The organism is Pseudoalteromonas sp. Of7M-16, from assembly GCF_022347805.1.
In the GTDB taxonomy this organism is placed as follows: domain Bacteria; phylum Pseudomonadota; class Gammaproteobacteria; order Enterobacterales; family Alteromonadaceae; genus Pseudoalteromonas; species Pseudoalteromonas luteoviolacea_F.
The window spans coordinates 108,499-117,917 of the sequence record NZ_JAKRFY010000022.1 but is presented as its reverse complement, the minus strand read 5'-3'; the positions used below and the strand labels follow the sequence as shown (position 1 = coordinate 117,917).

4 protein-coding genes are annotated in these 9,419 nt (G+C 40.0%); all 4 read right to left on the bottom strand.

Going from position 1 to position 9,419, the window contains the following annotated elements; all coding sequences use genetic code 11:
• Window positions 1–4,320: calcium-binding protein (locus MHN81_RS20400; RefSeq protein ID WP_275447048.1), on the bottom strand; the 4,320-nt coding region annotated here is incomplete at its 3' end.
• Window positions 4,321–4,336: 16 nt separating this feature from the next.
• Window positions 4,337–5,341 (bottom strand): lysozyme inhibitor LprI family protein, encoded by a 1,005-nt coding sequence (locus MHN81_RS20395; RefSeq protein WP_239426556.1) that lies wholly within the window; start codon window positions 5,339–5,341, stop codon window positions 4,337–4,339.
• Between the two features lie 25 nt (window positions 5,342–5,366).
• Window positions 5,367–6,704 carry an HlyD family type I secretion periplasmic adaptor subunit gene (locus MHN81_RS20390; protein WP_239426555.1) on the bottom strand — a complete coding sequence of 446 codons (1,338 nt, stop codon included), beginning with the start codon at window positions 6,702–6,704 and terminating at the stop codon, window positions 5,367–5,369.
• Complete coding sequence (locus tag MHN81_RS20385) at window positions 6,697–8,898, bottom strand: type I secretion system permease/ATPase (protein WP_239426554.1); 2,202 nt, start codon at window positions 8,896–8,898, stop codon at window positions 6,697–6,699. Before MHN81_RS20385 ends, MHN81_RS20390 begins: the two co-directional genes overlap by 8 nt.
• Between the last annotated feature and the right edge of the window lie 521 nt (window positions 8,899–9,419).

Sequence of the window (9,419 nt, the reverse complement as noted above, 5' to 3'; positions counted from 1 at the left end):
AGCAAGCGTAATTGAGCCTACAACACTGCCTGCGGTATCTAATATTTGCAGTGCTATGTCATCATCAACACGTAAAATTTTAACTTGCTCTTTCGAAATACCCTCACCCAACATGAGTTGATCTGTTGTGCTGGTAGAGCCAAATTCGTAGATAACATCATGACCATCACCCAAGTTATAGACATAGGTTTCTGAACTAACATGCCCTTTGAGAATGTCATTTCCTTGACCGCCAACAAGGGTATTATTTGCGTAATTGCTTCTCGATGTTTGACCAACAATTAAAGTATCGTTGCCTTCGCCGCCATCTAAGTAGTCGTTACCAGCAATGCCGTCTATGTGGTCATCGCCCGCTAAGCCATAAATTTTGTCACTTTCATTTGACCCAAATATGCTGTCATTACTATCAGTTCCAATTTGATTTTGTGCCCAATCAAATATCTCTTGCGCAGTCAATAATGTACCATCACTAAATTCCACGGTATCGACAATATCATTCTTATCAATAAAGGCCCCAGCGAGCGTAATTGACCCTACTACTTTGTCATCAACATCTAATATTTGTAAGGTAATGTCATCACCAACTCGCACAGCTTTTACTTGGTCTTTTAAAATACCTTCACCTAGGATAATTTGATCCGAGCTCTCACTCCATCCGGATTCATATATTACATCGTGACCATCTCCTAAATTGTAGATATATGTTTCTGAACTCAAATGCCCCTTAAGAATGTCATCGCCTTTACCGCCTACTAGAGTATTCTTTGCATATTTGTTGCCCGCAATTTGTCCAACAATTAAGGTATCGTTACCGTCACCGCCATCTAAGTAATCGTTTCCTGCTACTCCGTCTATTTGATCATCGCCAGCTAAACCGTATAGCAGCTCACTTTGCACAGACCCTAGCAATATATCCTTGCCCTCGGTACCCATTTGTATCTGGGCCGACTTAAATATTTCTTCAGCTGTTAAAACCGCACCATCACTAAATACGACATTATCAACAATATCACTTTTATCAATAAAGGCGCCTGCCAACGTGATTGAGCCAACAATGCTACCTGTGATATCTAAAATCTTTAAGGTAATGTCGTCTCCAACTCGCACTGCAATTACTTGGTCTTTCGAAATGCCTTTGCCTAAGATAATTTGATCCGAGCTCTCATTCGAACCAAATTCATAGATCACATCGTGACCATCTCCTAGGTTGTAGATATACGTGTCTGAACTCCAATACCCCTTGATAATATCATCGCCTTTGCCACCAACTAGGGTGTTCTGTTCGTACTTACTGCTTGCTGTTTGCCCGACAATCAAGGTATCGTTACCGTCACCGCCATCTAAGAAATCGCTGCCAGAAACTCCTTCTATATAGTCGTTACCACCCTTGCCCAATATTCGGTCAGACTCAACGGTTCCCGTGATTGAGTCGTTATTTTCCGTGCTGGCAAAAAACCGTTCTTTAATGTTTTGTGCTGTCCAGTGGCTGCCATCTGCAAATTGAATTGATGAAATTTTGTTTGAAGAAGAGTCACCAAGGAAGTTTTTTAGTGTGATTGCAGAGCCATCATTAAGTGTGATTACTAAATTCCGGTTATGTGTACTTAGTCGTATATCGCTAGCTAAAATACCTTTTCCAAGCTTGAGAATATCCTGAGAGGTTTTTGAAAGGTCGTAATTGTCTATTATGGTGTTACCATCACCAAGTTCGTATATATAAGTATCATTACCATTACCACCTTTGAGTACATCACTTCCTGATCCACCTCTTAATATGTCATCTCCTTCACCGCCGACAATAGTGTCAGCTCCCTCACCTCCATCTAAATAATCGTCACCTAGACCTCCTTGCAATACATCATCTCCCCCCATGCCAGCAATAAAGTCATCACCAGCCAAGGTGTAAACCTTATCTTGTCCATCTGTCCCGACAACTAAATCCACATCTCGGCTAAACGTGATATTTTCATCACGCATATTTATTAGGGGTATATCCTTAGCTAATGTCTCCATCACACTCTGATCACCACTGAATTTTGCCAACTCAGAGAAAAACAACTTATAGCCTTCATAATCACTTTTCGTGAGCAAAGGGTAAAATCGGACCAGATCATATAAATCTAATAAACCATTTACTGGGTCTGCCGTAATATGTGTACCAATGGCGATTTCAAATTCACCATAATCAAACATCAAGCTGCCATTACTGAATGAAAAAACGATGGTGTCCGTGAGTGATTTAAGCCTTGTTTGCAATGCAATTTGAATATAAATAGCATCTTCAATTGAATCATATGCCTTGTAGACCGAATCTCTTAATCGAGAACTTAAATCATCATTTCCGATAAACGGTTTCAAAACCGCAAATGAAGAAGACCTCTTTATTTCATAAATAGACTCTATATCACCACCAAAAGCTTCAATTACGGCCAATTTTGTCCAGTCATTACCAGCAATTTTATAGGTATTTGGGTTCACATTAATTCGCGAAAACTCATCAAATAAACTATCTAAAGCTGAGGTTTCGCTATATTCGAACAATATTTTGTCCATTAGTGCGCGCTGATCACTGCGATTATCCAAAGACACAAACTGCTCTAGCAGTTCAGCTAAGCGACTATTTTGTGAAGCAGCTTCACGCAGCGACCTTACACCTCCAAAACCCTGCGCATCAGGTAACTTTGCCGCCCGCTCTGAAATAGGGAATTTTTCAACAAATACGGAATTAAAGGAGTTACTGGCAAAGAATAGCGCCGAAACATCACCCCGTTGACCATCAGACCAAGTAAAGGAGCTCTCATATTCGATTCTATTACCGGACTGAGAATTTGAGACCCTAACATAATCATATGAGATGGAGTCTATCCCCCACTCAGTCAGGTATTTGAGCTCCCCCTCTTGGCTAATACCATCTTGGTTAAGATCTTGCCAAATTTGTAAACTAAAGTAGACGTCATCTTGAGCATCAATTTTGCCGTCTCCATTGGTGTCATAACTTTTCAACGCACTAAAGCCATGCTCTGCAATTTGATCAGGTTGCCCAGCCAATCGAGTATTATCTCCAAACAACTCTAAGCCGTTATCTATCTGACCATTATTGTTCAGATCAAGGACTAAAAACCCATCCTCCTTTGATATCCAGCCAGTACCCTGCTTTAATCCACTCCCATCATGGTCAAACAGTACACCAGCGTCTACGTGAATGGTTTGAACACCGTCACCGTTTAAATCTAAAATCAACGGATCTCTCAGCCGCAAGTTGTCATTGATTTCTTCAAATTCAGTTTTTATTTCTGCAAGACATTGCTCAAGGTTTTCGCTAAAGAGCATTCTAAAATCCGGATCGAATGTCGCCGCCTCTAGCCCCAATGAATCACCGAGTCCACTTAATATATTATTTACGTAGTCAACACTTTGTAAATAACGCTCAAGTTGAGTTTTTTCAACTTTTACTATGCGATTACCGTCTTCGTCAGTCTCATACGTGAGATCATACAAGCTCTCATAAATAGCTTCAATATCCGAAAACTTATCTTTAAGTAAGTTAAATATGTTAAGTCGTTGAAAGAAATCGCCGTTTTTTAGCACATCCTCGATAAACTCATGGGCCTCATCGGCTCTGCGCTTTTGCTCAGACCAAAGTCGCTCGGCTATAACCCCGTCGCCATTTAGGTCATTCGGTGCAAGGCTATTAAATGCAATCTCCCAAAATACGCCGGCTACATCGCCATCAACCAGCGCTGTAGAAATCGCCTTCCCAATCATGCCTTTCGCGCCACCATTGTATACCATGGAAAGAATTCCACCTTTTTGGCGCTCACTTAGTCCATTCCATACCTCTTGAATATCGTCAGTAGTCAGGTTGGTTTTATGCTTAGCGTTATATTCTCTTTGTATTTCATGAATCGTATTGGTTTCGTATTCGCGAATCAATTCCTCAAAAATAGGGGTCATTTCGGTTAAATTGTTAAATTCAAAGCTGTCTCTGAGGGAGTCTTTAATGGCCTGATCTTGTACTTGCCCTTTGTAAGTAGCGAGCTGACTTTCAATACTCTCTATTTTGGTATCTATATTGGATGCCGTCCAATCCTCTTCAGCTATTTGTAAAATATCCTTAACTAGCGCATTGTGGTTATCCTCACCAATATTATCTTCGGTGTACCCCATTTGGTTGAGTATTTTTTCTACTATATCTTGTTGTTTTAGATTAAAGCCAACCCCCATAGTGGGGATCCCTTTGTGATCTAAATATACTGCATAATTTTTGCCTTCCACATCCAACATAGATCTTAATAGTGCTTCATAATCTCGTTCCATCATTTATTACAATCCTTTTTCAGTAGTTATACCAATAGTCGCATCGCTTTTTGCGTTCAAAGTGTGCTTTTTTTCCTATTTTTTTATCAAATTCATACAATGCAACGCGATTTTTACCTGTCCAGTCATTAGTTGTGTTTTTGCTCCTTAATCTACTAATATAGATTGAATAAGAGCCGCCCCTAAATTGAACAAGTTCTCCTGAGCCCAATGAGCGTTTGGTGAGGTTTACATCTGTGGATGTATACCCTTTAAACACCCCCGCATTCTTTGCAAAGGCCAGTTTTTTCTCATCGCTTAATGTCATCCAGTTATCTCTAAATGCATTGGCATATGTAAAATAGTCGCCTTTGGGCAACATGTAACAACTCGCAGAAGGTTGAGTCACCTGAATCACCGGCTCTTGTTTACCATCTATGGTTAACACACCCGTATAAATACGATAAAAACCTAGCTGATATCGGTTTGCTCGCTGCGCTTTGACTTTTTCATAAGGCACTTTAAAATTACGGAGGTTATAGTATTTTCTATCCATTTTTAAAGTTTGATCTGCGGGTACTTCAGTAAATTTAACCGCTTCAAACCCAGAGTCTGTTAAATTAGGTAAACCACACGACTTCAGCTCCTCCCTAGGCGTACGATTTAACACCTTTAAAAATGCTTCACATACCGTGTAACCTTGGCCTTTTGTGATCCTAAAATTTGGTAATGGCGCTTTTTGTCCATTTATCTCCCAAATACGCGCTTGATACACCTTTATTAAGCATTTTGAAGTCTGGCATTTGTTACGTACCTGCTTTAGCCAATTACGCTGCTTTACCAAATACTGTTGCCTTTTTACACCATACAAGGACGCCCGCTTGTTGCGATATGCAATCCCCATATCTTCATCTAACTGAGACAGTGCACTGTCACTACAAATGAGCTTTTCAACCTTTGTGGCTGCTTTTTGGCAGTCAAACCCCGCAGCCATCCCGTGACTGCTAAGCAACAATAAGGTCACGCCATATATCACTTTATTCATTGTTTTCACTCCTTCATTGCATGCTTTATCTTTCTCTGGCACCTTCATCGACACTTTGAATAATTGGGGATAATAAAAACTCGATAATACGTCGATAACCTGTCTTCACTTCTGCGGTGGCAGCCATTCCAGATGACAACGCAACTGTGCGTCCATCAATCAACATTGATTGTTTTTCTATCGAAACTTTAATTGGAAAAACTAAGCCATGAACGTCATGCTCTATGGCATCCATTGACACATCAATAACTTTACCTTCTATAACGCCATATCGCGTAAATGGAAAACTCTCTATTTTAACTTCTACCACTTGCCCGTTGAAAACAAACCCGATGTCCTTATTTAACAATCCAGCATCAACTATAAGCGTGTCATTCATGGGCACAATCCGCATCAGCTCTTGTGCAGGAGTCACAATTTGACCAATTGTAGTCACACTTAATGCCTCAACAGTGCCAGAAACAGGTGCCACCAATCGCGTTTTTTCCTCTAAAAATGTACTTTTTGCTAGCTGCTGCTTTAGCGTTGCTTGACGAGATAAAGCATCATTGAGTTCTATAAGAGATTGTTTTCTGAAGTCCGTTAACAATAGAGCATACTGCGCTTTTGCTTGGTTAACTTGAGATTTCAATTCACGAACTGTAGCTTGCTCAATTGGTAGCTGCCCAGCAAGATCAAGCGCTTCTTGTTTAAGAGCTAAATATTGCTCTCTAGCAACAAGTTTCTCATTTTCAAGTACTTTTAGTGATTGTGTTCGCTCTTCAATTAAAGGCAGCATAGTTTGAATTTTTTTGACACTTAACTGTGCTCCTATCAATTGAGCCTCCAAACTCCCTATCACAGACCAAGCTGCACGCCGGCTTTGCTGAAACTCCTTTATTTGGCTTAAAAGCAAGTTGTAATCTGTATCATTGTGTACACTTTTTTGAGTAACAGAACTTATTTGCCCCTCATCATTTTCAGAAACTTGTTGTGCAAATAGTAATAACTCTCTTAAGCGATCAACCTGAGCATTAACATGGTCAAGTTGAGCCGTTAAATCTTGCTTGTCCGCAAGTGTAATAGCGGGGTCTAACTCTAATAAAACTTGACCTGCTACCACTTGACTGCCCTCTTCAATATGAACTGCTAAAACAGCTCCAGTTTCGATAGGCTGGATCACTTGTACTTGTTGTTGCGGAACAAGCTTCCCTTGCGCTGACGCCACAATATCTATTCTGCCCCAGCATAACCAAACAATGGCTATAACAAGAAAAATGACCAGGGACCACATAATACTGCGTGCCCACCGAGGCGCTGGCGCGGCTTGAATTTCCAACGCAGCAGGCAAAAACTCAAAATTAACTTTATTCGATTTAGCCATTTTCACGTTCCTGACTTGATGTGGTACTTCGCCTTATCGGCACTTTTTGTGAAGGAGCACCTCCCTGCAAACGGCATAAATAAGTATAGTGTCCACCTTTTTTCAGTAAGGTCGAGTGATCTCCTTGCTCTATTAAACGGCCTTTGTCGAGTACCAAAATATTGCTAGCACCTCGCACTGCTGAAAGTCTGTGAGCAATAATGAATACAGTACGCCCTTTACATATCTTTGCCATATTACGTTGAATGATGTGCTCAGACTCGTAATCAAGTGCACTGGTCGCTTCGTCGAAAATTAAAACTGCGGGATTGCTCAACAGAGCTCTTGCAATAGCAATTCGCTGCCTTTGTCCCCCGGATAATAAACCACCTTGTTCACCTATCTGTGTGTCATAGGCATGAGGCATTTCCAATATAAATTCATGTGCACCTGCCAATTTTGCAACCTCAATGACGTGCTCAAGCGAGGCTGAAGGATCAGATAATGCGATGTTTTCTCGAATACTTGCGTTGAGTAAAAAGTTTTCTTGCAAAACCACGCCCACATTTTGTCTGAGCCAGTCTGGGTCAATAAGGCTGGTATCTACACCATCAACTAGCACTCTGCCCGATTGAGGTAAATACAAACGTTGGATGAGCTTAGTTAACGAGCTCTTACCAGAACCTGAACGTCCAACAATGCCAGTTACTTCACCAGAGTTTACCTTAAAACTAAGATTTTCTAGTACTTTTGGACGCTCTGGTGTATAGCCAAAGTTGACATGGTCAAAGCATATTTCGCCTTGAAGATCAGGCAAAGAGATCTTATTTCCGTTACTTTGCTCCGTTGGTGTATTGAGAATATCACCCAATCTTGCCACCGAAATTCTGGCTTGTTGAAAGTCTTGCCATAGATTTGCAAACCGCATGATTGGAGCTGATACTCGCTGAGCTAGAATATTAAACGCGATGAACTGCCCAATTGTCAGATCACCGTTGGTAACCGCGATTGCGCCAAAATAAAGTATTAGTAATCCAGTGACTTTAGTGATTAAACTGGCAAGCTGGCCATATATATTGTTTAGCTGTGTCGCTGAAAAAGAAACTGACACATAATTTGCCAATTTGTCATTCCACTGACTGCGCATTTGTGGCTCTACTGCCGAAGACTTAATCGTCTCAACGCCGTTGACCGATTCAACCAAAAAAGCATGATTTTCAGCACTACACTGAAACTTTTTCTCTAACGTAACTCGCAGCTTAGGACCAAGCAATATGGCAATAATGCAATAAAATGGCAAACTGCCCACTACAATCCATGCCAACAATGGCGCGTAATAAAACATGACGCTAAAAAATACAAGTGTAAAAAACAAATCCAAAACAACAGTTAAGGAGGAACCTGTCATAAATTCACGCACAGAATCTAGTTCTTTAAGCCTTGCAACAGTATCTCCTACCCGCCTTGACTTGAAATATGATATGGGTAATGCAAGCATGTGCTGATAGAGTTTACTTCCCAACTCTACATCAATACGATTTGTAGTATGGCTAAATAGATATGTTCGCAAACCACTTAGAATAACTTCGAATATAATGACTGCAAGAAACCCTACGGCAAGTACATCTAACGTAGTCATCCCCTTGTGTACCATTACTTTATCAATGGCCACTTGAAAAAAAATAGGTGAGGCGAGAGCAAGTAGTTGAATAAAAAACGAAGCAGATACCACATCACAAAAATATGTTTTATAACGTATTAGCGCAGGTACAAACCATTTAAATCCAAATGCTTCATTTTGAGCTAAAATGCCTTTTCTTGGAGTGAGCAAGATATATTCACATTCTGATATTTTATCAACGTCAGCAATACTCATAGTGCGTTGCTGCTCACTGTTGTAGCTATCGTGAACAAGAGCCTGTCCATTTTTAATACTTACAATAATAAAATAGTGTCCGCTCGTATGCTTAGCGAGTATTGGAAAAACTCCTTTTTCAAGTGTTTTGAGAGATGCACGGTATTCTTTGGCTTTAAACCCACACGCCTTCGCAGCTCTTAACAATTGGATTGTTGCTAGTTCAGGGTGCGACTGCACCTCTGCAGTATATTCATGAATCAAATGTGCTGAATCAATGGGCTTTTGATGTAACCGGCCTATTATAGATAGTGCTTTTATCCCTGATTCAAATAGTCTAGTTTTATTGCTATCTGTCATTAACTTTCTTAGAAAAGGAGTGTGACAATCTACAACTCACTTTCCATGTGTCTTTTGTCGATTCGCAGAAGATATACATAAAGCAGTTAAAATTCAAATAAATTCTAAACAATAAGCTAGATATAAAAGAATAATTTAACTTAAATAATATAAAAATATTTATAGACCAACTTAACCTACATGCAGGTCCCCACAACGAAAGTGCCCCTTCTAATTTCAAACCATAGAATACGCTTGTTATCGAGCGAATATATTAAATAGCAAAGAGGTCTTGTGGCGTCACTGACATACAAAAAAATTAAATTATTTATTATGTATCAAGCGAGCATATTTAGTCACTTTTAACTCCAGCATCATTACTCTCTTAAACCTGCTTTAGCTATGGTAAGCGTGATAACTCTAAGATATGGGTAACAGACTGCCTTGTTACTCAATTAACTGGAATTCTGACTCTTAATATGACAAGTATTAAAAATATCGCAGCCCTAGCTCCACGACTAAAAAATTAACAACTGATCTGC

Bases quoted from the DNA above. Each gene is read 5' to 3' on its own strand.
- MHN81_RS20390 (WP_239426555.1), bottom strand. From the start codon at position 6,704: ATGGCTAAATCGAATAAAGTTAATTTTGAGTTTTTGCCTGCTGCGTTG.
- MHN81_RS20395 (WP_239426556.1), bottom strand. From the start codon at position 5,341: ATGAATAAAGTGATATATGGCGTGACCTTATTGTTGCTTAGCAGTCAC.
- MHN81_RS20385 (WP_239426554.1), bottom strand. From the start codon at position 8,898: ATGACAGATAGCAATAAAACTAGACTATTTGAATCAGGGATAAAAGCA.